Source organism: Mesorhizobium sp. WSM1343 (genome assembly GCF_055901535.1).
Genome location: NZ_CM148370.1, coordinates 6,278,152 through 6,302,132 on the forward strand (window position 1 = coordinate 6,278,152; position 23,981 = coordinate 6,302,132).

Genomic DNA, 23,981 nt, shown 5'->3' on the forward strand with positions numbered 1-23,981 from the left:
GGCTGTTTAGCCCGGCCGCAGCATCGAGCCGGAAATGGCAAAGATGCGTTGGGCGCCCAGCATATAAGCCATCAGCGTGTCCAGCCGGAACAGCCCGGCATAGGCGCGGTCGAGCACGTTGAGCGAGCCTGTATAGGCGCCGAAGGCCGGCATGATCATGCGGCCTCCGTCGCCGGCAAAGCAGCGCCGCCGCACCGAGCGGCCCTGCTGGACGATGCGGGCGCAGGGATGCAGATGGCCCGCTATTTCGCCTTCGACACGCTGCTTCGACGGCTCATGCCGGAACAGCAGCGAGCCTATAGCAAGTTCACGCACCGTCTCGCCAGGCAGGTCGGCGGGTGCTTCCGGGTCATGATTGCCGGCGACCCAGAACCATTGCCGGCCTGATATCAACGCCTCCAGCCGCTCGCGGAAGCTTGCATGCATGCGCTGGGCGCCACCGCCATCGTGAAAGCTGTCGCCCAGGCTGATGACGATAGACGGCTGGTAGTCAGCGATGACGGCCTGCAATCGCAGCAAGGTCGCGCCGGTGTCGTAGGGCGGGATCAGCGTGCCGCGGCGTGCCAGCGACGAACCCTTTTCCAGATGCAGATCGGACACGGCCAGAAGCCGCAGATCCGGAAAATAAAGCACGCCGCGCGGGTCGCAGACGGCGCGTTCGCCTGATATGCCGACAAGATCGGCCTCGGCGATCAGCGATGTGCGCGCCAGCGAAAAATTCATTCCTCGACCATCTCCGGCCCCATGGCCTCTGCGACCAGCGTCGCCGCATCCATCAGCAATGTCTCATCGGCTTCGCCGTTCACCGGCATCTTGCCGATCTCGAGCATGATCGGCACGGCGAGCGGCGATATCTGTTCGAGTGCCTTATGCACGATTCGACCCTGGATGCGCGAGAGCATGTCGGCAAGTCTGCTGACATCGAGCAGGCCGGCCGCCGCATCGGCGCGCGTGGCCTGCAGCAGGATGTGGTCCGGTTCATGGCTGCGCAGCACATCATAGATCAGGTCGGTCGAGACCGTGACCTGGCGGCCGCTCTTCTCCTGGCCAGGGTGGCGTTTCTCGATCAATCCGGAAATCAGCGCGCAGTTGCGGAAGGTGCGCTTGAGAAGCCAGCTGTCGGCCAGCCAGGCTTCGAGGTCGTCGCCCAGCATGTCCTGGTCGAAAAGTGCGCTCAGCGAAGGCTTCCTGGCTTTGAACATCGCGCCCATGTCGCCCAGTGACCATATCGCTAAGGCATAGTCGGTGGCGACGAAGCCGAGCGGCCTGGCTCCTGCCCTGTCGAGGCGGCGGGTGAGCAGCATGCCGAGCGTCTGGTGCGCCAGCCTGCCCTCGAACGGGTAAGCCACCAGATAATGGCGATTGCCGCGTGGAAAGGTCTCGATCAGCAGGTCGTCGCGCTTGGGCAGCACCGATTTGTCGGCCTGGAAGCGCAGCCAGTCGGCGACCTGCTCGGGCAGCTTTTTCCATCGCTGCGGGTCATCGAGCATGATGCGGACCTGTTCGGCGAGATAGGTCGAAAGCGGAAACTTGCCGCCTCCATAATAGGGCACCTTGGCATCGCTGCCCGGCGCGTTCGACACGAAGCATTCATTCTCGCGGATGCCCTCGAAGCGCAGCACCTTGCCGGCGAACATGAACGTGTCGCCATGCGTCAACGTTTCGAGGAAGGCCTCCTCGATTTTGCCGAGGACCCGGCCGCCACGCGAAGCCGCGCCTTTGCTGCCGGCCTGCACATATCGAACATTCAGCGCCGGCACCTCGATGATGGTGCCGACATTCAGCCTGTATTGCTGGGCGACGCGCGGATTGGACACCCGCCACAACCCGTCCTTGTTCAAACGGATGCGGGCGTAGCGTTCGTAATTCTTGAGCGCATAGCCGCCGGTGGCAACGAAATCGATGACGCGGTCGAATGTCGGCCGGTCGAGGCTGACATAGGGTGCTGCCGTTCGCACCTCCTCGTACAGGTCATCGGCACGGAACGGCGCGCCGCAGGCGCAGCCGAGCACATGCTGGGCCAGCACATCGAGCCCGCCATTGATCAACGGAGGCGTGTCCTGCGCGCCTAGATAGTTGGCGTCGAGGGCGGCCCGGCATTCCAGCACCTCAAAGCGGTTGGCGGGGATGAGGATCGCCTTGGACGGCTCGTCCATGCGGTGGTTGGCACGGCCGATGCGCTGTGCCAGCCGGCTCGCCCCCTTTGGCGCGCCGACATGCACGACCAGATCGACATCGCCCCAGTCGATGCCGAGATCGAGCGTCGAGGTGGCGACGATGGCGCGCAGCGCGTTTTCGCCCATCGCCTTCTCGACGCGCCGGCGCTGGGCGACGTCGAGCGAGCCGTGATGCAGCGCGATCGGCAGGGTGTCCTCGTTGACCCGCCACAACTCCTGGAAAAGCAGTTCCGCCTGGCTGCGGGTGTTGACGAACAGCAGTGTCGTCTTGTGGCGTTTGATCTCGCGATAGATTTCCGGCGTGGCGTAGCGCGCAGAATGTCCTGCCCATGGCACGCGCTCTTCGGAGTCGAGGATGGAAATCTCCGGTTTCGCACCCCCGGTGACGACGATCAGTTCGGCCATGTCATGGCCTGTCGAACCCTTGGGTGGATTCTGGCTGACCAGCCAGCGCCGCAACTCGTCCGGTTCGGCCACCGTCGCCGATAGCCCGATGGTTTGCAGACCAGGGACAAAGCTGCGCAACCGTGCCAGGCCGAGCGCCAGCAGATGCCCGCGTTTCGATGTCACCAGCGAATGCAGTTCGTCGAGCACGACGTAGCGCAGATCTTCGAAGAAGCGTCTGGCATCGCCGGCCGCAATCAGCAGCGCCAGTTGTTCGGGCGTGGTCAGCAGGATATCGGGCGGCACCAGTTTCTGGCGCTGGCGCTTGTGCGCCGGCGTGTCGCCGGTGCGCGTCTCGATGGTGACGGGCAGCCCGATCTCTTCCACCGGTTTGCCGAGATTACGCTCGATATCGACGGCAAGCGCCTTCAACGGCGAGATGTAGAGCGTGTGGATACCGCGCTGCGCCTGGCCCGGCTTTCTCTTTGACCGGTTGGCCAGTTCGGTCAGCGAAGGCAGGAAGCCGGCCAGCGTCTTGCCGGCACCGGTCGGCGCGATCAGCAGTACCGACTGACCGGCCTGGGCCTTCGCCAGAAGTTCGATCTGATGGGCGCGCGGCGACCAGCCTTTCTCGCCAAACCATCTGAGGAATGGTTCGGGCAGGGCCACGGCGGCATTCTGTTCGGCAAGGCGCGGCTCAACTGTCACCCGCCAGAGGTAGCGCGACGGCGCGCGAACGCCAAGGAAAATCGGAACAAAAGGTGATCGAGGTGAGCTTTCCTCGCCCCGTCTACGGGGAGAGGATGCCGGCAGGCAGGTGGGGGGCGGCGCGAACCTCTCAATGCTGGCGCTGTCCCTCATCCGCCCTCGGGCACCTTCTCCCCGTGAACGGGGCGAAGGAAGAAGGGCTACGGCCTCCTGAACCCTGTCGGGCCACCATAGAGATAACCGATGCGGTCAACCGCATCCTTCAGGCCTTCGCTCGACACCAGCATGGTGTGACCGTTGGCGTGGATCATCGTGTCGGCATCGGTCATGACGGCGACATGGCCCTTCCAGAACACCAGATCGCCGCGTCGCAAGCCGGAGAAATCAGGTCCCGGTTCCAGCGGCTCGCCAAGGGCCGCAGCCTGCATGTCGGAATCGCGCAGCACGTCTCTGCCGGCCATGCGCATCGCCAGTTGCACCAGCCCCGAACAGTCGATGCCGAAACCGGAAGTACCGCCCCAGAGATAAGGTGTTCCTAGAAACGCCTCGGCAACCGCGACATAGTCGGAGGCAGCTTCACTGAGCGGCCGCAGGTGACCTGCGATCAGCGCCTCGCCAGACGGCAGGACCGCATAGTGCGTACCGCGCGTCTCGGCCGCCTCCGTCACTGTCACCGTCGATCCCATCGACAATTGTCCGGCGATCGGAAAGCGCAGATCCGGCGCGGGATAGAGGAAGGTGCGCGGCACGCAGACGATGTGCGTCGGCATATGGTCCCGTTTGCCCAGCATCGTGTCGGCGACATAGCCGACATAGCCGTCGCGTTCGGCCTGGACCCAGGCCCAGCCTTCAGCGACATCGAAGACCAGGACATCGTCGCCGAACAGGGCTTGCGTGTTGACGCCGGCATCCGGCCGCGGCGCCTTGCGCATATCGGCTACTGACGCGATGATCCGCGCCGGCCGGCCGGCGACGAAGCGGTCAGCGGCGACCTCACCCTTCAGCCGTGCATCGGCAAGGTCGGAGCGAAAAGCGTGAAGGCGGGCATCCCTGGCAGTCAAATCGAGCACTCTGTTGAAAGGTAAATTCGCTCACATCGGCAGTTCGAGCGCCTTGGCGATGATACCATCGCCGAAGCGCTCGACAAAGAGCGCGCCCTCGACCGTGCGCCTGATCAGAACATTGCGCTTGTCGAGCTCGTCGCGATGGCGCGAGACGAGTTTCAAAGCGCCCATCGTGTCAAGGGCGCGGGTGATCACCGGCTTGGTCACATTGAGCCGGGCGGCGAGCCCGCGCACGGTGTGCGGCGGCGGATCGAGATAGATGGTGAACAGGATCGCCGTCTGGCGCATGGTCAGATCGGGCGCGTCGTCGCGCACCTGCGACAGCATCACCTGCTGCCACAGTCGCAAGGCCTGGCTCGGGCGCATCGCAATCGACATCGCGCCAGCATGACGGCAAATTGTTTCGGTTCCGTTTCAGTCAAAGCGATTGCCGTCTTTCGCCTGCGACTGTCAGCCATAGCGTTTCGCGATGATCCGCTCCAGCGCGCGGATGCCCTGTGCCTCGCCGCCGGCGGGGCCATGCGGACGATCAGCCGGATTCCAGGCGAAGATGTCGAAATGCGCCCAGCCCGCGGTTTTTTCGACAAAGCGCTTCAGGAACAACGCCGCTGTGATCGAGCCGGCGAAACCGTCCGTGGTGACATTGTTGATGTCGGCGATCTTCGACGACAGTTTTGCATCGTAGGGCCGCCACAGCGGCATGCGCCACAGCGGATCCTCCGTCGCGACGGAAGCCTCCGCCAGATCGGATGCCAGCGTTTCGTCGCCGGTGTAGAACGGTGGCAGATCGGGGCCGAGCGCGACACGGGCAGCCCCGGTCAGCGTCGCCATGTCAACCAGAAGCTGCGGCTCCTCCTCGTCGGCCAGCGCCAGCGCGTCGGCCAGCACCAGCCGTCCCTCGGCATCCGTGTTGCCGATCTCGACAGTGATGCCCTTGCGGCTCATCAGCACGTCGCCAGGCCGGAAGGCGTTGCCGGCAATCGAATTTTCCACCGCGGGAATGAGCACGCGCAGCCGCGCATTCAGCCCGGCAGCCATGATCATCGAGGCGAGGCCAAGGACATTGGCGGCACCGCCCATGTCCTTCTTCATCAGCAGCATGCCGGACGATGGCTTGATGTCGAGGCCGCCCGTGTCGAAGCAGACGCCCTTGCCGACCAGCGTCACCTTCGGTGCGTCTTGCTGCCCCCATCGCATGTCGATCAAGCGCGGTGCGCTGGTCGACGCACGGCCGACCGCATGGATCATCGGGAAGTTCCGGTCGAGGAGATCGTCACCCTTGATCACCGAGACTTCGGCCTTGTGCCTGGCGGCCAGGGTCCGCACCGCCTGCTCCAAATCTTCCGGACCCATATCGCTGGTCGGCGTGTTGACCAGATCGCGTGTCAGGAAGACGCCATCGACAATGCGGCGAACGCGCCCGGCATCGACGTCGGCCGGCAGGCCGAAGCGCAGCGCCCTGCCTGGCTTCTTGCCGTAGCGGGTAAAGACATAACCGCCGAGCAGCAGCGCGATCGCCGCGAGTTCGGCCTCGGCCGGCGCCAAGGCGAAATGCCAGTCGCCTTCCGGCAAGGCTTTCGACAATGCGCCGAGGGCAAGCGCGCCTTCGCCATCGCCGATACCGAACAAGGCGCCGCCGAGCGCCCCGTTTTCGCCGGGCACGACCAGTGTCCTGCCTGCCTCGCCGGAAAAGCCGTTGGCCCTGGCCCAGGCGATGGCGGCCGGCGCAAGACCGGCCGCGTCCAGACCGTCCCTGGCGACCAGATGGACCGGCAACGCGCCCGGCAATGTCTTCCCGACGAGTTCGACAGGCATGCGATGTTCTCCGTGTGAGTCGCCGTTCTTAACCGTCCGTTAGGGTTAACAGAATATTTCTGCGAGAGGGAAGACGGCCACGCAATGGCCGCGCATGAATGGAGGCTTAGGGTGCCATGCCGACCAACCGCAGGATCAATATCAGGGGAAAACGGCTCATCACCATGGCTCTTGTGCTGGCGCTGACGGCGGGCGTCGCCGGTTGCGGAACCGACAAGCTCTCCACCGGCTCTATCGCACGCACCAGCGGCAAACCGCTTGAAAGCATGTCGGCCGGCGAACTGCACAATGCCACCGGTGCACTTGGCCAATCCTACGCGAAGAACCCCAACGACAAGCGGATAGCGACGAACTATGCGGCGGCGCTACAGATGGATGGCGACGCCGACCAGTCGCTGGCCGTGATGCGCAAACTCGCCATCGCTTTGCCCAAGGATCGTGACGTGCTTGCCTCCTATGGCAAGGCGCTGGCCGCCAATGGCCAGTTCGAGGCGGCGCTCGACGCCGTGCGTCGCGCTCAGACACCGGAATATCCCGACTGGAGGCTGGTGTCGGCGGAAGCGGCCATTCTCGACCAGACCGGCCAGAAGGACGATGCGCGCCAGCTTTACCGCAAGGCGCTCGACCTCAAGCCGAACGAGCCTTCCGTGCTCTCCAATCTTGGCATGTCGTATGTGCTGGAAGGTGATCTGCGCACCGCCGAAACCTATATGCGCTCGGCCGCGCAACAGCCGAATGCGGACAGCCGGGTCCGCCAGAACCTGGCGCTGGTCGTCGGCCTGCAAGGCCGGTTCGACGAGGCCGAGAAGATCGCCTCGCAGGAACTGTCGCCCGAACAGGCGCAGGCAAATGTCGCCTATCTCAGGCAGATGCTGGCCCAACAGAACGCCTGGAGCCAGCTCAAGGACCAGGATAAGCCGAAATCCGCAACCAACTGAGACCACAATTCCGATGCCCCAACGAAGAGGCCGCGCTGCATGCAGCGCGGCCTCTTCGTTTGAAGTGTACTGCAGGAATTTGCCTTGCCGCTACTGGGCGTTTGTTGCCGGCGCCGCATGATCGCCGAAGATACCGCGTTGGCTGACCTGAATGCCGGCGGGACCCAGGATGATGGCGAAAAGCACCGGCAGGAAAAACAGGATCATCGGCACGGTGAGTTTTGGCGGCAGGGCGGCCGCCTTCTTCTCGGCCGCATTCATGCGCATGTCGCGGCTTTCGGCGGCAAGCACGCGCAGTGCATGCGCCACCGGCGTGCCGTAACGCTCGGCCTGGACGAGCGCCTGCGACACCGACTTGACCGAATCCAGGCCGGTGCGGCTTGCCAGGTTCTCGTAGGCCTGCTTGCGCTCCGGCAGATAGGAAAGCTCGGCATTGGTGAGGATGAACTCTTCCGCCAGCGCCACCGATTGCGCGCCGATCTCGTCGGCGACCTTGCGCAATGCTGCTTCCACCGACATGCCCGATTCGACGCAGATCAGCATCAGATCGAGCCCATCCGGCCATGCCATCTGGATCGACTGCTTGCGCTTGGTGGCGCGGTTGTTGACGTAGATGACCGGCGCGTAGAAGCCGCCGTAAGCAACGAGGATGCAGACGAACAGCCTGATGACCAATGGCTTGTCGGGCAGTCCTCCGAGCACGAAGATGTAGATTGCGGCCAGCGCGAAACCGACAAAAGGAAGCACGAGACGGAAGAAAAGAAACCGCGTCAGCGGATTCTGTCCACGAAAACCGGCCACCTTGAGTTTCTGCAAGGTGCCTTCATCGGCGAGCGCGCGTCTCAGATCCAGCCGGTCGACGATGTTGCGCATGCCGATCGACTGTTCCTCACGCAAGCCCTTGCGACGGCGGTCGGCCTCGACCGCAAGCCGGGCGCGCTGTTGCGCACGCAGTTCGTCGCGCTCCAGCGCAACGGATTTCATGCGTGACTTGAGCTGGTTTCCGCCAAACGCCGGCAGCAAGGTGAAGACGGTCGCAAACACCGCTATCGCGACCAGCATCGCGATCAGGAAGCTCGGATCCGTCAGGGTCTTGATGACTTGCTCGGTCATGCCAGCATCCTAGACTTCGAAGTTCATCATCTTGCGCATCACCAGGATGCCGATCGACATCCAGACCGCAGAGCAACCAAGGATCAGGTTTCCGACGCTGGTGTTGAACAGCGGCATCAGGTAGGCCGGGCTCGACAGGTAGACGAGAAAGGCGACGATGAAGGGCAGCGCACCGATGATCGCGGCGGATGCCTTCGCTTCCATCGACAGCGCCGCGACCTTGGCTTTCATCTTCTTGCGATCGCGAAGCACGCGCGAAAGATTGCCCAGCGCCTCGGAGAGATTGCCGCCGGCTTGCGATTGAATCTGGATAACGATGCCGAAGAAGCTTGCCTCGGTGCAAGGCATGGTTTCGGGCATGCGCAAGGTCGCGTCGGGGATAGAGAGGCCCATCTGCTGTGAATCGACGATGCGGCGAAACTCGGTCTTTACGGGTTCGGGCGATTCGTTGGCGATCAGGCGCACGGCATCGTTCAGCGGCAGGCCGGATTTGACCGCGCGCACGATGATGTCGAGCGCGTTTGGAAATTCGTTGAGGAATGCCTTGACCCGGCGGGCGCGGCGAAACGTGACGAACCAGCGCGGCAGGCCCAGCCCCCCGGCCAGCAGCACGCCCGGCAAGGCGATCAGCGGGGCTCCGGCCACGAAAGCGGCCATCGTCAAAACGATGCCGCATATTGCGGAATATATATAGAAACGCTCGATGGTGGTCTTGAGGCCGGCCTGACGAAGCTGGGCTTTCAGCGGCGGCTTCTTGACGCGGCTGTCCTTGGTTTTCTGCTTGGCGTCGAGTTCGTTGAGAGAATCCTGAACCGATTTGCGCCGCTTGGCGGCTTCCGCCACGCGGTCGCGCGAGGCCTTGACGACGGAGCGATCCGTCTCGGCGGTCCTGATTGTTTCGAGCCGCTTGCCGACCTGTTTCTCGTTGCTGATCCGGGTGAACAGAAATGCATAAGCGACGGCGCCGGCGCTGAAGCCGGCGAGCACGACAAACGCCAGTACTGTGCCGTCAATTCCAAACATTGGCCCGAACCCTTACACCCCAGCAGACGTCAGTCAGCGCGTTTCTCCATCGCCTCGAGCGCAATGGCGAGACGCTGCTCCTCGCCGTAATAGCGTGCACGCTCCCAGAAATGCGGACGGCCGATGCCGGTCGATACGTGCTCACCCAACAGCCGGCCGTTGGCGTCCTCACCCTTGATGTTGTAGAGGACGATATCCTGCGTGATGATAACGTCGCCTTCCATCCCGATCACCTCGGTGATGTGGGTGATGCGGCGCGATCCGTCGCGCAGGCGCGCTGCCTGGATGATCACGTCGATGGAGCCGACGACGATTTCGCGCACTGTCTTCTGCGGCAGCGAATAACCGCCCATGGCAATCATGGATTCTATGCGGTTCAGGCATTCGCGCGGGCTGTTCGAGTGGATCGTGCCCATCGAGCCGTCATGGCCGGTGTTCATCGCCTGCAGAAGATCGAACACTTCGGGTCCGCGCACTTCGCCGACGATGATGCGCTCGGGCCGCATGCGCAGGCAGTTCTTGACCAGGTCGCGCATCGTCACCTCACCCTCACCCTCCAGATTGGGCGGGCGGGTTTCGAGGCGCACCACATGCGGCTGCTGCAATTGCAGCTCGGCCGAGTCTTCGCAGGTGATGACGCGCTCCTCGCGGTCGATATAGTTGGTCAGGCAATTGAGCAGCGTGGTCTTGCCCGAACCGGTACCGCCCGAGATCACGATGTTGCAGCGAACACGGCTGATGATCTTGAGAACTTCGGCGCCCTGCGGCGAGATGGCGCCGAACTTGACCAGTTGGTCGAGCGTCAGCTTGTCCTTCTTGAATTTGCGGATGGTGAGCGTGGCGCCATCGATGGAGAGCGGCGGCGCGATGACGTTGACGCGGGAGCCATCGGGGAGGCGCGCGTCGCAGATCGGGCTGGATTCGTCGACGCGGCGGCCAACCTGGCTGACGATGCGCTGGCAGATGTTGAGGAGCTGCTGGTTGTCACGAAAGCGGATGCCGGTCTGTTCGACCTTGCCGTTGACCTCGATGTAGACGTTCCTGGAGCCGTTGACCATGATGTCGGCGATGTCGTCGCGGGCGAGCAGCGGCTCGAGCGGCCCATAGCCGAGCACGTCATTGCAGATGTCCTCGAGCAGCTCTTCCTGCTCGGCGATCGTCATTGCGAAGTTCTTGATCGCGATGATGTCGTTGACGATATCGCGGATTTCCTCGCGCGCACTTTCAGGATCAAGCTTGGAAAGCTGCGACAGATCTATGGTGTCGATGAGTGCGGAGAAGACCTGGCTCTTGGTATCGTAATAGGTTTCGCTTTTTTCGCGCTGTGCCCGCTTCGGCTCAGGCGCCAATGGCGGTGCCTCGACCGCACGGCGCGCCGGCGGCGCGACAGGCGCGCTTGGCGCCGCAGGCCGTGTCAGAACCGCCGTGTCCACGGAACCTGCAGCCGGTGGCGCAACAGGCGCCGGTGCTGGCTGGCGAAATTCCGGCGTGAACCGGTTGCCGTCGTCGCTGCCTCTTTTACCAAACATGATCGACTACCGATTCCACTGCTGAAGCGTCACTTCTTGTTGCGCGAGAGCTTGCCGAGCAGGCTGCCGAGCCCGGCCTTCTTCCTGATCTTGATTTCGCTGCGCCCGGTCAGCACATGCGCCATTTCGTTGATCATTGCGACGACCGGGTTCTTGGCATCCATTTCGCCAAGCATACGTCCGTTGTTGGCGGCATTGCCGAACAGCAAGGGATCAAAAGCAATGACCGACATTGGCGACAGACCGAGCGGCTCGGCGAAATCGGCCGGCGAAATCTCCGGGCGTTTCGGGACGCCGGCCTGGTTGATGATCAGCTTGGGCGGCGGATCATTGGGACGAAGCCGCTTGAGCATATCGATGAGGTTCTTGGTGTTGCGCAGATTGGCAAGTTCCGGTGTCGCGGTGATGACGATCTCGTCGGCCTTGACCAAGGTGTTCTTGGTCCAGCCCGTCCAGGCATGGGGGACGTCGAGCACCAGAAGCGGCACGCTGCGCTGGGCGGTGTCGATGAGCTGAACGAAGGCCTCTGGATCGAAATCATAGACCCGTTCGAGCGTCGAAGGCGCCGCCAGCAGCGACAGATGCGCGGCGCACTGGGTCAGCAGCCGGTCGAGATAGACTTCATCGATGCGTTCCGGTGAAAACACCGCCTCGGCAATGCCTTGCGCCGGATCCTGGTCGAAATTGATGTTGGCGGTGCCGAAAGCCAGATCGAGATCAGCGACGACCACTTCGGATTTGAACAGGGAGGACATCGCCCAAGCCACATTGTGGGCGATCGTCGAGGAGCCGACACCGCCCTTGGCGCCGACGAAGGCGATCGAGCGGCCGAGCGGCTCGGCTTCCGGATCGATGAAAATCGACGACACCACGCTGACGATGTCGGCCATCGAGACCGGAGCGATCACATATTCGGAAATGCCGTTGCGGATGAGTTCCCGGTAGAGGCCGACATCATTGTAGTGGCCGATCACCACCACCTTCGACGTCGGATCGCAATATTCCGAAAGCTGGGCGAGTTGTTCCAGCAATTGCTTGGGCTCGCTGCGCGATTCCAGCAGGATCAGATTGGGCGTCGGCGCCGATTGGTAGAATTCGATGGCAGTGGGAACACCGCCCATGTGGACCTTGAGATGCGCCTTCGTCATGCGACGGTCCTCGCCGGCGCGCTCGACCGGGTTGGCAACACCCTCGGTCTCGCAGAATGCCTGGATCGAGATGCGCGGGATCGGCCGCAACGCCTGCATCGCGGCGATGTCCTGCTGCGAGGTATCGCTGCCGTCCACAGGAGTGTCATAGGCCAGATTGTTCATGTCCATGTGCTCCGGAACTGCGCTTTAGTAGCTAACTTCGCCTTCTGCTTGCCAATCAAAGAACGGTTGATTTCGGTACCCGTCGATGACTTTTCCACGCTGCTCGGCGTCGATAGGCGCCTGCTTGCGTGGTCCAAGCAGATCGGCCGGATTGGCCATCTGGGCAGCAAGATTGTTCTGATAGGAGCAGCCGAAATCGGCATAGTGCTTGTTTTCCGATGTCTCCACGAGATCTTCGGGCCAGCGCCCGCATTTATCGGTCTGGGCTTTCACCGAGATATAGGCAACGCGAATGGGGGCCGAGGCTTCGGCGGAAGCGGACTGATAGGAGGTCATGACGATCCGGTTGCGCTTGATGCCGCTGGCAACCGCCAGCCGGGCGAAATCACGCCCGGCAGCGGCCGCCGCGACCTCGTTGGCCGAGCCTGCCGGGATTGCAATCGTCAGCGTCGGGGCGGCGCTCCTGTCGTAGCCGTCGAGGAAGCCCGAAAGCGTGTCACGCTGGGAGCCCGTCATGCCACGGTCACCGGCGCCCACCGGCAGATCTATCTTCTGGTTCTTCTCGGCGATCACGATCGGATGGTTGGTGCGATAATCGTCCGGGATGGAGCCGACCGTGATGCTGTCGCGCTGGGCGCAGCCGGCCAGCAGTGCCGCCATCGCAATCGCCAGAACCGGAACGGACCGCCGGCAGACCCGCGAGCGGCCAAAGCGCATCGTTGCGGCGATGGTGCTTGCCTTCAATGCTGACTGAGACATGTCCGCTTCTCCGCTCACTTGTAGATGAAGCCGACGACGCCGTGGTAGCGGCCGTTGGGCTTGTCGGTCTGCATGGTGCCGTAGACACGATTGACGCGGCCAAGGAACATGGCGGCGCCATCGCTGGCGGCGTTGAAATTGTCGTCCGGCTTGGCAAGGTCGTTGCGTGCCACCGGCTTCACCAGATAGGGGGTGATGATGACGACGAGCTCGGTCTCGTTGCGGACGAAATCCCTGCTGCGGAAGAGCGCGCCAAGCACTGGAATCTTTGTCAGTCCGGGCAGTCCGTTGACGGCTTGCCTGACATCGTCGCGAACCAGGCCGGCGATCATCATGGAGCCGCCCGAGGGCAGTTCAACGGTCGTATCGGCAAGACGCTTACGCAGCGAAAGGGCGTTCATGCCGGAACTCGTCACGCCTTCGGACAACGACACGGATCCCTCGGTTGTCGGCTCGGAAACCGAGGTTCGGACTTTCAGGCTTATGCGGCCGGGAGACAACACCACCGGCTGGAATTCCAGGCCGATGCCGTACTCGATCTTTTCGACACTGTAGGTCTTCAACCCAGTCCGGTTGTCGTCGGATACCTTCTGGTCGACATTTGTGACCATGTTGTATTCACCACCGACCTTGAAGGTCGCCTTCTCGCCGGATACGGCGGTCAAGGTCGGCTCCGCCAAAGTCTTCATGACTCCGGACTGCTCCATGGCGTTGACATAGGCCTGCAGCCCCGACGCGCCGACCTGGAGGCCCGAGTTCGATAGCTGCTTGCCGAGACCCATGAAATTGTCGCTGACCGCGCCGTAGCTAATGCCGTTGCTGCCCCCGCTGCCGACCATGTTGACGCCGAGCTGCTTCATCACCGAGCGGCTGACTTCGGCGACCGTGACCTTCAGCGTGACCTGGTCGTCGCCAATGATCTGCAAAAGGTTGACGATCTTGCTGGTGCGGCGCTCCTGGTCCGGATTGTTGATGTCGACACCGCTCTGGGCCGAACCGCCGGCAGCGGTCTGCGAATATTGTCCGGTCGTCGCTTCACCACCGGAAACGAAGATCGTCGCCAGGTCGACCGCGCGTTTTGCGTCCAGCGGCGTGTCGACCGTTCCGGTCAGGACGACGTTGTCGTTCAGCAGTTCCACCTTGATGGCCGACGTCGGCAGGAAGCGCCTGATATAATCCTCAAGGCCGGCAACGTCGCGCTCGACGGCCAGGTCCAGACTGACGATCTGCTCGCCATTGGGGCCGAAGACAAAGATGTTCGTCTCGCCGACCGCCTTGCCGAACAGATAGATGCGCCTTGCGGTGCGGGTCACCGCATCGGCAACCGCCGGGTTGGCGACGAGAATGTCATAGGCATCGCTCGGCAGGTCGATGACCACCGACTTGTTGAGGCCGAGCTTGACGCGCTGGGTGGCCGTCGATGCCGTGACCTGCGCGTTCTTTGCCTCGACGACGCTGCCTTGCACATTCGTTCCGACGAGCAGCAGGCCGAATGCCGCGGCTACGATTGCCGGCAGTTTGCCACCTAGCTTCATTTCCTTGCTCCCACTTCGGAAACTTCGCCCGACTTGATCAGCCTCACCGTTCCCCTGCGGCCATTGCCGGAAACGAGATAGTCGGCCTCACCCACATTCTTTTCCTGCGTGTCCGCGACCGCCCGCAGCGCCAGGGTCAGGCGATCCGCCATCTGCTGGGCGACGGTGATAATCTCCGCCTGCTTGGGCGTCAGTTCCAGCGTGGCGGTCTGGCCCACCCTGGTCTTCTTGCCTTCCTCGTCCTCCTGAATGGTCTGGTCGATGGCCAGGACGCGGATGTTCTTGAGGATGGTTTCGGTGTTGAAGCCGGCGGCACCGCTGGCGGCATCGGCCCTGCGGGTCATGATGACGTCGACGAAATCGTTGGGAAGAATGAAGCCGCCGGCCGACGTGTCGGCCGAGATGGCCGTGGCGACCGCCCGCATGCCGGAAGGCAGGATCGACGACATGAAGCTCTGCCCCTCCCCGATCAGCTTGGAACGCCGCAGCGGCTCTCCGGCATACATCGCCACACGGGCAATGGAACCCTTCAGCTTGTCCAGCGCCTCGGGCTCGGCGGTGCGGGTGATGAAATTCGCGTTGACGCCGTCGGCGGGCCAGGATTGCCAGGCGATGTTGTTTTGGATCGGGCTGCCCATCGGAACGTCGCCTGAAAGCACAAGCACATCCTGGAGTGCCACTGCCGGGGCCTGGGGAGCGGAATCAACGACGACCTGGGGCGGCGGTGCCACCATGTTCTTCGCGACATAGCCAGCGCCACCCGCCGCGGCCACCGCCACGCTCAGAATTATCAATCGCGATGCTGGCATCTGTCCGAACCCTTGCCCTGGCAAACCACGTAGCCAAGCCGGACTTTGCAGCGGCAATCGTCAAAACAAGGTTAATGTAATGCTTACGATCGTGATTAATTTAACGTTTACATAAATTAGCCGGACTATAGCCGGACCGGCCAAAACAGCCGGGCCGACCCCGTTGAGAACGGGGTCTCGGCAATGCTGACAGACAATAAAATAATATCGTGGTCAGGCCGCCAGCCTGGCCAGCGCCCATATCATCAAAGGCGAGTCCGGATAGGTCAGCAACCCGCCAAGGCCGAGCGCGACGCCATAGGGAACGCCTTTTGCCTCGTCGGCGAAATGGCGCAGAAACGGATTTTGGCCGGTAACGGCCGCAAGCATCGACTTCCGGTAGAGGATGATCGCGAGCGTCAGCAGGCCGCCGATGATTGTCGAGGCGACAAGATACTCCACGAGATTGACATTGAGGCCCATCCACATCGCGGTTGCGGCCAGAAGCTTGGCGTCGCCGCCGCCCATGCCGCCTATTGCAAACAGGCCGAACGTCACGGCCAGGACCAGGGCGCCGGCGGCGAAATGTCCGCCATAGGCCGCCCAGTCCATGCCTGTAAGGGGCGCGACCAGCGCGAAAACGACGACGAGCAGCACCGGCACGCGGTTGGCGATCGTCATCGACAGCATGTCGGAGATCGCGGCAAACAGCATGCAGAACGGAAAGACGACGAAGATCAGGGCTTCAAGCATCGGCGCCATGCCTATTGTCCGATTTCACGGGCTCAATCTAAGTATGTTCGATTAACGATTGATGAGGCCAAGAACGAAAAGACGACCTATATTGGCAGCGGCATAGAAAAAGGGCCGCCACGCGGCGGCCCTTTTCCAGAAATGTAATGCAAGTGCTCGGCGATAAGCCGATCAGCTGCCGCTCGGCGTGCCGTTCAGGGTGCTGCCAATGTTGGTGAACTTGGCATTCAGCGCATTGCCGAGCGTGCCGGCGCCAGTGATGATGGCGAGCGCGATGAGAGCGGCGATCAGACCATATTCGATAGCGGTCGCGCCGGATTCGTCCTTCACAAAACGTGCGATGAGATTAGACATTCGAGAGCTCCTACTCCACGTGTTACAGCACTTCCGTCAACTTCTGTGATGGTTGATCGGATGCTGCCAATCTAGGGAGAAGCTCTTTCGATCGGCTTAAGAAACAGCCTTACCGATTCCTTTCCCGGTTCGAACATATTGCGTGGTTAACTTCGGGCTAAAGTATCGCCGCGCCTTCCAGTCCCAGGTTTGGCAGGCTTGCGCCCCGACTGGACCGCGCCTCGCGGGGCGCCCTTATCGGCCATTGCAGGATTGGCAACATCGCAGGCTTAACCGTTGGTTCACCAATCTCGTTCATGTTCCGTTGATCAGTCCGCCTGCGTGGAGCGCCTCAATGGCCCAGCCGAGATCGTCAATCCTGATTGCCGCGCTTCTTGCCGTCTCGAGCTTCGTCGCGCCCGCCATGGCCGGCGCCGGCATCGAGGTCACGATGAACCAGGCCAAGATCGTCAAACTGTCGCGTCCCGCAGACACCATCGTGGTCGGCAACCCGGCAATCGCCGACGCTTCCGTGCAGGACGCTTCGACGATCGTGCTCACCGGCAAAGGTTTCGGCGTCACCAATCTGGTCGTGCTCGATACCGACGGCAGTCCCATCGTCGATGAGCAGGTAACCGTCGTGCGGCAGGCCGCTTCGTCGGTGCGCATCTATCGGCGTGCCGAAATCCAGACGATGTCCTGCACGCCCTATTGCGAAAGCTCCTACAAGAGCGAAGCGGAGAAGTCTTCCGAGGCGGAGATGAGCGTCAGCCGATAGGTGGCGTGACCGGCTGCCGGTGCGGTTATTGGCCGGTTAAGAGGCCTGCGCCGACTTTAACGATCATCCAAACCGGACCTCAATCGGTTTGCGTTAATGGTCCTTCCGAGACCGCATAGAGATCGGCAGGATCGGACATGAGCAACGGATACGGCCGCGCAGGCGACCACAAAGTGAGATGCCCAAGGTTTTTCGCCCGCTTTCTTCGTGACCGGCGCGGCGCCACGGCAATCGAATTCGCGATCCTTTCAGTCCCCTTCGCGCTGCTTGTCTTCGCCATTCTGGAAAGCTGCATCTCGTTTGCCGCGCAGGAAGTGATGGCCAACATCACCGACGATGTCGCGCGCAAGCTTCGCACCGGCCAGTTGAGGGCGGTTGACGTCGCCGGAACCAACTTGCGGGACATGATCTGCACAAAACTACAGATCATCGTTTCCCAGGATTGTCCCAATCAACTGCTGGTGGATCTTCGCCAATATACATCGTTCGCCGATGCGGCCACGGCCGGCTTCAAGATCCAGAACGGCGATGTCGTATTGACGAAAGGCACCGCAACCCAGTCGTTTTCAGTGACAGCGGGTGCGGCGGAGTCGAGGAACATGCTGCGGGTCTTTTACAAATGGCCGATCATGACCGACCTGCTGGCCAAATCGATGGGCGGCAACAAGACGCTGCACTTCGCATCGGTGACCTGGCAGAACGAACCGTTCGACAACTGAGCGGAATGCACGAGCAGTATAAGAAAAGGGCAATGGGCATGATGCGTGCGGGGGCACATCTTATGATTACGGGAGTTTGGCGGAAAGCAAGTCTGTTCTGGTCCGATCGTCGTGGCATCGCGGCGGTCGAATTCGCGTTGATCATGCCAATTCTGCTGATCATGTATTTCCTCACAATGGAAGCGTCGCAAGCCATCGAGACCAGCAAGAAGGTCAGCCGTATCGGCAGCATGGTGGCCGATCTCGTCACCCAGCAGACAAGCGTCCTCAAGGCGGATGTCGACGCCATCATGCAGATCGGCAGCGTCACCCTTCAGCCCTACAACCGCTCAAATCCGACCATCACCGTCACGGCAATCCAGGTCTCGGCCGATGCGACGAGGGCACTGGTGGTGTGGTCACGCAAATTGGTAGCCGGCGTTGCCAGCCCTGGCGCCGCCGCCACCACCGAGACAACGATCCCGGCGTCGCTCAGAGTCGCCAACACTTTTCTCATCCGCGTCGAAAGCAACCTCGGCTATACGCCGGTCATCGCGTGGAGCGCGAGCAGTCAACAGAAGCTTGGGCTGACCTCGGCTTTCAGCAACATAACCATGGGCGAAACCTATTTTCTGCGCCCCCGCAGAAGCGTGACGATCCCTTGCAGCGACTGTTGAACAGAGGCAGCCAGGCGTGCGCAGGCCGCTCCAGCTACTGCTGCGGCCCACGGTCCGAAACGAAGCGCACGATAGCAGCGGCCATCTCGTAGTCTTTTGGCGCCACGGTGGCGAAGCCGCCGGAATGTTTCGATTCCAGGAGATCGTAGATATCGGGCGTCGTCGACTTGAGGTTGGTGAGGAACACGGCAAGCCGGCGCTTGGCTTCGGGGTCGAGATCGCTGCGGACCGCATGGGGGCCGTATCTCAACAGGCCCGACGTCCATACGATCCGAAGCGCCGTCACCGAGAGCCCTGCCGCCTCCAACCTCGCCTGCGTGCCCGGTGCTCCCGGCCGGCTGTCGGCAGCGGCCGTCACCCAGCCGAACAGGCCAGCGGCTTTGCCGTCGACCAGCATCGTCTCGGCCGCCGCGGCCGAATCGGCATGGACCAGAAACGGTGCATCTTCCGCGATCTTGCGGCCTTCCGCCGCCAACGCCGCCAATGGCAAGAGAGAACCGCCGACGCTGTCAGGAGGCGCCATGGCGATACGATGGCTGTCCATCGCCGCAAGGTCGGGCAGCTTGCCGTCCCGCGTCAGCAGAATCGAGCGGATGCCGATCGCGCCGTCTGAATCGACCGGAGCCACAAGCGGTTCGATACATAAGCAGCGCTGCGAGGCCGTCGCATATGCGGTGGCCGAATAGATCGCATATTCGATGCGGGCATTGGCCTGCGCCTCGATCAGCGCGGCATAGTTGCGGGCAACGACAAACTCGACCTTCATGCCCAAGGCCTTGGTGTAGGCGTCGGTCAACAGTGCCAGCCCCGGAACGGAGTTGCCGGCGCCTGGCTCGGCAACGATGCCGATGCGAAACGTGCCGATATCGTCGCGCCAGTCGGCATGCGCCGGATTGGACCAGAGCGCGACCTGCGCCAGCATGAGAGCGGCATAAGTCTTCAGCGCAACCCTCATGACAGGAACCACGGTCTGTTGTCCTCGATTCATGCCCATGCCCGGAGCATTTGTGCATGTCGCAGCCCAAAACCGCTGCGCACTTTTGGGCGACATGCATCTCTGTTTGTGCATGTCGTTATCCCAAAACCGCTGCGCACTTTTGGGCGACATGCATCTCTGTTTGTGCATGTCGTTATCCCAAAATCGCTGCGCACTTTTGGGCGACATGCACCAGACTATCACGCCAAGCCGTTGCCGTTTGGTTTCCGAATTGCCAATGAAGTCGCGGAACCCTATGTCTGGTCGGTCAAACTGGCAACAACTCGATGGCACGCGCTTTCCTCTTCGTTCTGGACTCCTTCGGCATCGGTGGAGCGGCCGACGCCGACCGCTACGGCGACGCCGGCGCCAACACATTCGCGCACATCGCAGAAGCCTGTGCAGAGGGCCGCGCGGATCGCGAAGGGCTTCGCAGTGGACCGCTGTTTGTCCCCCAGATGGCCTCGCTCGGGCTTGGCAAGGCTGCCGAAACCGCAACGGGGCTGGGCTTTGCCAGCAGCGGGACGGATCTGCTCCCAACTGCCTTTCACGGCGCCGCACAGGAGGTTTCGAGCGGCAAGGACACGCCGTCGGGCCATTGGGAGATCGCCGGCCTGCCGGTGCGCCTCGACTGGGGCTATTTCCCGGATACGGTTCCCGCCTTTCCGGCCGAACTGACCGAGGCGATGATCCGCGAAGGCAAGGTGCCGGGCATTCTCGGCAATTGCCATGCGCCGGGCACCGAAATCATCGAGCGCTTCGGCGAGGAACACATCCGGACCGGCAAGCCGATCTGCTACACGTCGGTCGACTCGGTCCTGCAAATCGCCGCGCATGAAGTCCATTTCGGCCTCGATCGGCTTTATGAATTCTGCCAGGTGGTGCGCAGGCTGGTTGACCCGCTCAGGATCGGACGGGTGATCGCGCGGCCGTTCGTCGGCGAAACCACCGCCACTTTCGAGCGGACATACAACCGTCATGACTACGCCGTGCCCCCGCCGGAACCGACCCTGCTCGACCGGCTGACGGCGCGTGGCAGCCGTGTCATCGCCGTCGGCAAGATCGGCGACATCTTCGCCCATCGCGGAATTTCGCAAGTGCGCAAGGCGGCAGGCAACATGGCGATGTTCGACGAAGCGCTGGGTGCGATGGATGATGCCGGCGACGGTGACCTCGTCTTCGCCAATTTCGTCGACTTCGACACCGAATTCGGTCACCGCCGCGATGTCGCGGGCTATGCTGCAGCGCTCGAGGCCTTCGACCTGCGGCTGCCGGAGGCATTTGCGAGGCTGCGGCAGGGCGATCTTCTCATCCTGACGGCCGACCACGGCAACGACCCTACCTGGGCCGGGACCGATCACACGCGCGAGCGGGTTCCGGTGATCGGCACTGGACCGGGTCTCAAGAGCGGCGACATCGGACTGAGAACGACATTCGCCGACATCGGCGAAACCGTGGCCGAGCATCTCGGGCTGGCGCCCGGACGCTACGGCAGTTCTTTCTATGCGGCGATCGGCGGTCATGCCTGAGTTACCGGAGGTCGAAACCGTCCGGCGCGGACTTCAGCCGGTTCTGGAAGGCGCCACCATCGCCCGCGTCGAGGCGCGCCGACCGGATCTGCGCTTTCCATTTCCCGAGAAATTCGCGCAGCGACTGGCCGGCAAGACGATCACGGCACTCGGCCGCCGGGCCAAGTATCTGACGATGGACCTGGAAGGCGGCCCCGCGCTGATCTGCCATCTCGGCATGTCGGGCTCATTCCGCATCGAGACGGCCGATGGCAGCGACATGCCCGGCATCTTTCGGCACGACCGCTCGAAGAGCTCCAATCACGACCACGTCGTCTTTCATGTCGTGTCTCCGGCCGGTACCCGATCGCGCGTGATCTTCAATGATCCGCGCCGCTTCGGCTTCATGTTGTTTGCGGAAGGACTGCCGGACGTTCATCCGATGCTGGCTGGACTTGGCGTCGAGCCTACGGGCAACACATTGGACGGTGCGCTGCTTTCCTCATTGATGAAGGGGCGGAGATCACCGCTGAAGGCAGCGCTTCTCGACCAGAGGCTGATCGCCGGGCTCGGCAATATCTATGTGTCGGAGGCGTTGTGGCGTGCGGGCCTGTCGCCGCTGCGCGAGGCGGGCACGATCGCCAGGCCCGGAAAGAAAGCCCAGGCCCAAAGCGAACACCTCGCGCAAGCCATTCGTTCGGTGATATCGGATGCGATCGCAGCCGGCGGTTCCTCACTGCGGGACTATATGCAGACCGATGGGTCGCTGGGCTATTTCCAACACGCCTTCGCCGTCTACGACCGCGAAGGCGAGGCCTGCTCCAAGCCCAGTTGCGGCGGCCACATCGAGCGTGTCGTGCAGAGCGGCCGATCGACCTTTTATTGCCGGACATGTCAGCGATGAGTCAGAGCAATTCCAGCAAAAGCGAGGGCGGTTTTCCGTCCGAAATTGCGTCAAGACAAGGAGATGGAGCGGTTCTGCGTTTCCGTGAAACGATGAACCGCTCTAGACGAGCGTAAGCAAGGAGAAGCAGCCATGACCTATGAGACGATCATCACCGAGACGCACGGCAAGGTCGGGCTGATCACGCTGAACAGGCCGCAGGCGCTCAACGCGCTGAACTCCCAGATCCTGACCGAGGTGGTGGCAGCCGTGAACGGGTTCAGCGCCGATCCCGGTATCGGCGCCATGGTCATCACCGGTTCCGAAAAGGCTTTCGCGGCGGGCGCCGATATCAAGGAGATGCAGTCCATCTCCTATGCGGACGCCTACGCCCAAGACTTCTTCGTCGGCTGGGAGGAACTGACGCGGGCGCGAAAGCCTATTATCGCGGCGGTGGCGGGCTATGCACTCGGCGGCGGTTGCGAGCTGGCGATGATGTGCGATTTCATCATCGCCGCCGACACGGCCAAGTTCGGCCAGCCCGAGATCACGCTCGGCGTCATTCCAGGCATGGGCGGGTCACAAAGGCTGACCCGCTTTGTCGGCAAGTCGAAGGCGATGGACATGTGCCTGACCGGGCGGATGATGGATGCCGCCGAGGCCGAGCGTTCTGGCCTGGTGTCGCGGGTCGTGCCTGCCGGCGAACTTGTCGAGGAGGCGCTGAAGGCCGCGGCCAAGATCGCCGCTTTCTCGCTGCCATCGGTGATGATGGCAAAGGAAGCTGTCAACCGCGCCTTCGAGACGACGCTTGCCGAGGGATTGCGGTTCGAGCGCCGGCTGTTTCACTCGCTGTTTGCACTGGACGATCAGAAGGAAGGCATGGCGGCCTTTGCCGAGAAGCGGAAGCCGAATTTCACCAACCGCTGACGCCAATCCCTTGGCTTCGAAGAAGATGGCTGTTGGCCGCCAAAAAGAAGGCCAGGCAGCGTTGACGCGCCGGAAAAGCTGAACTATAAGCCGCACCAACCGAGGCGGCCCCGTGGCAGCCCGTTTGTTTTTTGCGCCCTGCGGCATCCCGCATGCGCCGACCAGATCAGAAGAGAGGCATCATGGCCAATACATCCTCGGCCAAAAAGGCAACGCGCAAGATCGTCCGCCGCGCAGCGATCAATAAGAACCGTCGCTCGCGCGTCCGCACCTATATCCGCCAGGTCGAAGAGGCGCTTGCCTCCGGTGACAAGGCTGCCGCACAGGCTGCCTTCAAGATCGCGGAGCCGGAATTGATGCGCGCCGCAACCAAGGGCGTGATTCACAAGAACACGGCGTCCCGCAAGGTGTCGCGACTGGCTCAGCGGGTCAAGGTACTGTCGGCCTGACATTACTTGCCTAGACTGACGTTCTTCGGACCCGGCCGTTTGTGCCGGGTTTTTTCGTTTGCCGGCAAGCACTTAAAAAGAATGTCCGGAAACGGCGTCTTATGCGGATTTCACAACAGGGAATAGTTTGCCGGCATATGCATGCCTGCTGTTGATCGGCACGCTTGAAAAGCGCCGGCCTAATGATTCTTGGCTGTCAAAAATAGCTTATATTTTTCAAACGCTTACAGATGGTGATCCACAGCTTGTCCACACCGGACTGGCCCGATCGGGGAGAAGTCGCTGTCAAGCGAATTATTTCAGAATATTTCTGTCAGCGCCCGGTTTTTCATATTCGCCGGAAAAGGGTTTGAATCACAATGGCTTTGTTAAAATGTGCCGTCGCGGCATGCCACTCGAACCCGCCTCCACTAACCAGATTCCTTAAAAATCCGTTAGACGTGGCCTTGCCCTATCCACAGCGATTTCGGTAGTGTCGATCTATCGAAAGGGACGGGCTCTGGCTCTTAACCCAAGCCTGAATCGGCCAGCTTAAATTGGCGGGATTTGCAACGCGGATCAAGTCCGCGGACGGCTTTGGTTTGTCTTTTTCGATACGGTAGGGGACTGGCGTAACTAGACATGGCAGGTAGACGGCGCGCCGGCGCTCTTTTCGCCGGACGGTGTTGTATTGCCCTGACATACCCAACGCGGACTGGCTTCCATGGGCCGGCACCGGTTCCCACGGATAATGGGCGACGTTCACCTGCCGGCGGCGGCAGCGGACATCGTAGCAAAGACTTAGGTCGCCGGAACCGGATGCAGGAGGCGCATCCCCGGCGGAAAACAGGTACGGAAGGACAAGGAAAAGATC

The 23,981-nt window shown here is 62.1% G+C and carries 23 protein-coding genes; 8 read left to right on the top strand and 15 right to left on the bottom strand.

Features of this window, described 5'->3' with window-relative positions; translation table 11 throughout:
* Positions 1-6: 6 nt before the first annotated feature.
* The 5 genes from pdeM to AC0NIL_RS30445 form a co-directional block, all read right to left on the bottom strand.
* Positions 7-723, bottom strand: a complete 717-nt coding sequence (pdeM, locus tag AC0NIL_RS30425) for a ligase-associated DNA damage response endonuclease PdeM (RefSeq protein WP_013533672.1) — start codon at positions 721-723, stop codon at positions 7-9.
* Positions 720-3,269 (bottom strand): ligase-associated DNA damage response DEXH box helicase, encoded by a 2,550-nt coding sequence (locus AC0NIL_RS30430; protein ID WP_473573239.1) that lies wholly within the window; start codon positions 3,267-3,269, stop codon positions 720-722. Before AC0NIL_RS30430 ends, pdeM begins: the two co-directional genes overlap by 4 nt.
* A gap of 200 nt (positions 3,270-3,469) precedes the next feature.
* Positions 3,470-4,330: a C40 family peptidase gene (locus AC0NIL_RS30435; RefSeq protein WP_024503183.1), complete on the bottom strand. Its 861-nt coding sequence runs from the start codon at positions 4,328-4,330 to the stop codon at positions 3,470-3,472.
* Between the two features lie 30 nt (positions 4,331-4,360).
* Complete coding sequence (locus AC0NIL_RS30440; RefSeq protein ID WP_013533675.1) at positions 4,361-4,711, bottom strand: MarR family winged helix-turn-helix transcriptional regulator; 351 nt, start codon at positions 4,709-4,711, stop codon at positions 4,361-4,363.
* A gap of 72 nt (positions 4,712-4,783) precedes the next feature.
* Positions 4,784-6,148 carry a leucyl aminopeptidase family protein gene (locus AC0NIL_RS30445; RefSeq protein ID WP_024503184.1) on the bottom strand — a complete coding sequence of 455 codons (1,365 nt, stop codon included), beginning with the start codon at positions 6,146-6,148 and terminating at the stop codon, positions 4,784-4,786.
* 116 nt (positions 6,149-6,264) lie between these two features.
* Here AC0NIL_RS30445 and AC0NIL_RS30450 point away from each other — a divergent pair, with 116 nt between their 5' ends.
* Positions 6,265-7,086, top strand: a complete 822-nt coding sequence (locus AC0NIL_RS30450) for a tetratricopeptide repeat protein (protein WP_013533677.1) — start codon at positions 6,265-6,267, stop codon at positions 7,084-7,086.
* Positions 7,087-7,176: 90 nt separating this feature from the next.
* Here the strand turns inward: AC0NIL_RS30450 and AC0NIL_RS30455 are convergent, their stop codons facing one another.
* From AC0NIL_RS30455 to AC0NIL_RS30495, 9 genes are all read right to left on the bottom strand, one after another.
* On the bottom strand, positions 7,177-8,199 hold the full coding sequence (locus AC0NIL_RS30455; RefSeq protein ID WP_013533678.1) for a type II secretion system F family protein: 1,023 nt from the start codon (positions 8,197-8,199) through the stop codon (positions 7,177-7,179).
* A gap of 9 nt (positions 8,200-8,208) precedes the next feature.
* Positions 8,209-9,222: a type II secretion system F family protein gene (locus AC0NIL_RS30460; RefSeq protein WP_013533679.1), complete on the bottom strand. Its 1,014-nt coding sequence runs from the start codon at positions 9,220-9,222 to the stop codon at positions 8,209-8,211.
* A 29-nt stretch (positions 9,223-9,251) separates the two neighbouring features.
* Positions 9,252-10,751, bottom strand: a complete 1,500-nt coding sequence (locus AC0NIL_RS30465; RefSeq protein ID WP_013533680.1) for a CpaF family protein — start codon at positions 10,749-10,751, stop codon at positions 9,252-9,254.
* A 29-nt stretch (positions 10,752-10,780) separates the two neighbouring features.
* Positions 10,781-12,070: a CpaE/TadZ family protein gene (locus tag AC0NIL_RS30470; RefSeq protein ID WP_275954062.1), complete on the bottom strand. Its 1,290-nt coding sequence runs from the start codon at positions 12,068-12,070 to the stop codon at positions 10,781-10,783.
* Positions 12,071-12,088: 18 nt separating this feature from the next.
* Positions 12,089-12,823: a CpaD family pilus assembly protein gene (locus tag AC0NIL_RS30475; RefSeq protein ID WP_063171183.1), complete on the bottom strand. Its 735-nt coding sequence runs from the start codon at positions 12,821-12,823 to the stop codon at positions 12,089-12,091.
* A gap of 14 nt (positions 12,824-12,837) precedes the next feature.
* A complete protein-coding gene (locus tag AC0NIL_RS30480; protein ID WP_063171182.1) occupies positions 12,838-14,358 on the bottom strand; it encodes a type II and III secretion system protein family protein in 1,521 nt (506 codons plus the stop codon).
* Positions 14,355-15,167 (bottom strand): Flp pilus assembly protein CpaB, encoded by an 813-nt coding sequence (gene cpaB / locus AC0NIL_RS30485; RefSeq protein WP_013533684.1) that lies wholly within the window; start codon positions 15,165-15,167, stop codon positions 14,355-14,357. Before cpaB ends, AC0NIL_RS30480 begins: the two co-directional genes overlap by 4 nt.
* Before the next feature lie 213 nt (positions 15,168-15,380).
* Complete coding sequence (locus AC0NIL_RS30490; protein ID WP_013533685.1) at positions 15,381-15,899, bottom strand: A24 family peptidase; 519 nt, start codon at positions 15,897-15,899, stop codon at positions 15,381-15,383.
* A 171-nt stretch (positions 15,900-16,070) separates the two neighbouring features.
* Positions 16,071-16,253 carry a Flp family type IVb pilin gene (locus AC0NIL_RS30495; protein WP_063171181.1) on the bottom strand — a complete coding sequence of 61 codons (183 nt, stop codon included), beginning with the start codon at positions 16,251-16,253 and terminating at the stop codon, positions 16,071-16,073.
* A 334-nt stretch (positions 16,254-16,587) separates the two neighbouring features.
* Between AC0NIL_RS30495 and AC0NIL_RS30500 the strand changes: the two genes are divergently transcribed.
* From AC0NIL_RS30500 to AC0NIL_RS30510, 3 genes are all read left to right on the top strand, one after another.
* Positions 16,588-17,010, top strand: a complete 423-nt coding sequence (locus AC0NIL_RS30500) for a pilus assembly protein N-terminal domain-containing protein (protein ID WP_013533687.1) — start codon at positions 16,588-16,590, stop codon at positions 17,008-17,010.
* A gap of 137 nt (positions 17,011-17,147) precedes the next feature.
* Positions 17,148-17,729, top strand: coding sequence for a TadE/TadG family type IV pilus assembly protein (locus AC0NIL_RS30505; protein ID WP_473573241.1), 582 nt, complete (start codon positions 17,148-17,150; stop codon positions 17,727-17,729).
* A gap of 38 nt (positions 17,730-17,767) precedes the next feature.
* Positions 17,768-18,385, top strand: a complete 618-nt coding sequence (locus AC0NIL_RS30510) for a TadE/TadG family type IV pilus assembly protein (protein ID WP_275954206.1) — start codon at positions 17,768-17,770, stop codon at positions 18,383-18,385.
* A 34-nt stretch (positions 18,386-18,419) separates the two neighbouring features.
* Here AC0NIL_RS30510 and AC0NIL_RS30515 read toward each other — a convergent pair whose 3' ends face one another.
* Complete coding sequence (locus AC0NIL_RS30515; RefSeq protein WP_473573295.1) at positions 18,420-19,340, bottom strand: phosphate/phosphite/phosphonate ABC transporter substrate-binding protein; 921 nt, start codon at positions 19,338-19,340, stop codon at positions 18,420-18,422.
* A 308-nt stretch (positions 19,341-19,648) separates the two neighbouring features.
* Here AC0NIL_RS30515 and AC0NIL_RS30520 point away from each other — a divergent pair, with 308 nt between their 5' ends.
* The 4 genes from AC0NIL_RS30520 to rpsT all read left to right on the top strand — a co-directional run bounded on the left by AC0NIL_RS30520 (position 19,649) and on the right by rpsT (position 23,128).
* The gene (locus tag AC0NIL_RS30520) at positions 19,649-20,890 is read left to right on the top strand and encodes a phosphopentomutase (protein WP_275954063.1); all 1,242 of its coding nucleotides are present in this window, start codon (positions 19,649-19,651) and stop codon (positions 20,888-20,890) included.
* Positions 20,883-21,773, top strand: a complete 891-nt coding sequence (gene mutM, locus AC0NIL_RS30525; RefSeq protein WP_275954064.1) for a bifunctional DNA-formamidopyrimidine glycosylase/DNA-(apurinic or apyrimidinic site) lyase — start codon at positions 20,883-20,885, stop codon at positions 21,771-21,773. Before AC0NIL_RS30520 ends, mutM begins: the two co-directional genes overlap by 8 nt.
* 132 nt (positions 21,774-21,905) lie before the next feature.
* Positions 21,906-22,679 (top strand): enoyl-CoA hydratase, encoded by a 774-nt coding sequence (locus tag AC0NIL_RS30530; RefSeq protein WP_027161752.1) that lies wholly within the window; start codon positions 21,906-21,908, stop codon positions 22,677-22,679.
* Positions 22,680-22,861: 182 nt separating this feature from the next.
* Complete coding sequence (gene rpsT, locus AC0NIL_RS30535) at positions 22,862-23,128, top strand: 30S ribosomal protein S20 (RefSeq protein WP_013533694.1); 267 nt, start codon at positions 22,862-22,864, stop codon at positions 23,126-23,128.
* Positions 23,129-23,981: the final 853 nt, after the last annotated feature.

Excerpts from the sequence above, each read along its gene's own strand:
- pdeM (WP_013533672.1), bottom strand. The coding sequence starts at position 723 with ATGAATTTTTCGCTGGCGCGCACATCGCTGATCGCCGAGGCCGATCTT.
- AC0NIL_RS30440 (WP_013533675.1), bottom strand. The coding sequence starts at position 4,711 with ATGTCGATTGCGATGCGCCCGAGCCAGGCCTTGCGACTGTGGCAGCAG.
- AC0NIL_RS30445 (WP_024503184.1), bottom strand. The coding sequence starts at position 6,148 with ATGCCTGTCGAACTCGTCGGGAAGACATTGCCGGGCGCGTTGCCGGTC.
- AC0NIL_RS30450 (WP_013533677.1), top strand. The coding sequence starts at position 6,265 with ATGCCGACCAACCGCAGGATCAATATCAGGGGAAAACGGCTCATCACC.
- AC0NIL_RS30455 (WP_013533678.1), bottom strand. The coding sequence starts at position 8,199 with ATGACCGAGCAAGTCATCAAGACCCTGACGGATCCGAGCTTCCTGATC.
- AC0NIL_RS30460 (WP_013533679.1), bottom strand. The coding sequence starts at position 9,222 with ATGTTTGGAATTGACGGCACAGTACTGGCGTTTGTCGTGCTCGCCGGC.
- AC0NIL_RS30465 (WP_013533680.1), bottom strand. The coding sequence starts at position 10,751 with ATGTTTGGTAAAAGAGGCAGCGACGACGGCAACCGGTTCACGCCGGAA.
- AC0NIL_RS30470 (WP_275954062.1), bottom strand. The coding sequence starts at position 12,070 with ATGGACATGAACAATCTGGCCTATGACACTCCTGTGGACGGCAGCGAT.
- AC0NIL_RS30475 (WP_063171183.1), bottom strand. The coding sequence starts at position 12,823 with ATGTCTCAGTCAGCATTGAAGGCAAGCACCATCGCCGCAACGATGCGC.
- AC0NIL_RS30480 (WP_063171182.1), bottom strand. The coding sequence starts at position 14,358 with ATGAAGCTAGGTGGCAAACTGCCGGCAATCGTAGCCGCGGCATTCGGC.
- cpaB (WP_013533684.1), bottom strand. The coding sequence starts at position 15,167 with ATGCCAGCATCGCGATTGATAATTCTGAGCGTGGCGGTGGCCGCGGCG.
- AC0NIL_RS30490 (WP_013533685.1), bottom strand. The coding sequence starts at position 15,899 with ATGCTTGAAGCCCTGATCTTCGTCGTCTTTCCGTTCTGCATGCTGTTT.
- AC0NIL_RS30495 (WP_063171181.1), bottom strand. The coding sequence starts at position 16,253 with ATGTCTAATCTCATCGCACGTTTTGTGAAGGACGAATCCGGCGCGACC.
- AC0NIL_RS30500 (WP_013533687.1), top strand. The coding sequence starts at position 16,588 with ATGGCCCAGCCGAGATCGTCAATCCTGATTGCCGCGCTTCTTGCCGTC.
- AC0NIL_RS30505 (WP_473573241.1), top strand. The coding sequence starts at position 17,148 with ATGAGCAACGGATACGGCCGCGCAGGCGACCACAAAGTGAGATGCCCA.
- AC0NIL_RS30510 (WP_275954206.1), top strand. The coding sequence starts at position 17,768 with ATGATGCGTGCGGGGGCACATCTTATGATTACGGGAGTTTGGCGGAAA.
- AC0NIL_RS30515 (WP_473573295.1), bottom strand. The coding sequence starts at position 19,340 with ATGAGGGTTGCGCTGAAGACTTATGCCGCTCTCATGCTGGCGCAGGTC.
- AC0NIL_RS30520 (WP_275954063.1), top strand. The coding sequence starts at position 19,649 with ATGGCACGCGCTTTCCTCTTCGTTCTGGACTCCTTCGGCATCGGTGGA.
- mutM (WP_275954064.1), top strand. The coding sequence starts at position 20,883 with ATGCCTGAGTTACCGGAGGTCGAAACCGTCCGGCGCGGACTTCAGCCG.
- AC0NIL_RS30530 (WP_027161752.1), top strand. The coding sequence starts at position 21,906 with ATGACCTATGAGACGATCATCACCGAGACGCACGGCAAGGTCGGGCTG.
- rpsT (WP_013533694.1), top strand. The coding sequence starts at position 22,862 with ATGGCCAATACATCCTCGGCCAAAAAGGCAACGCGCAAGATCGTCCGC.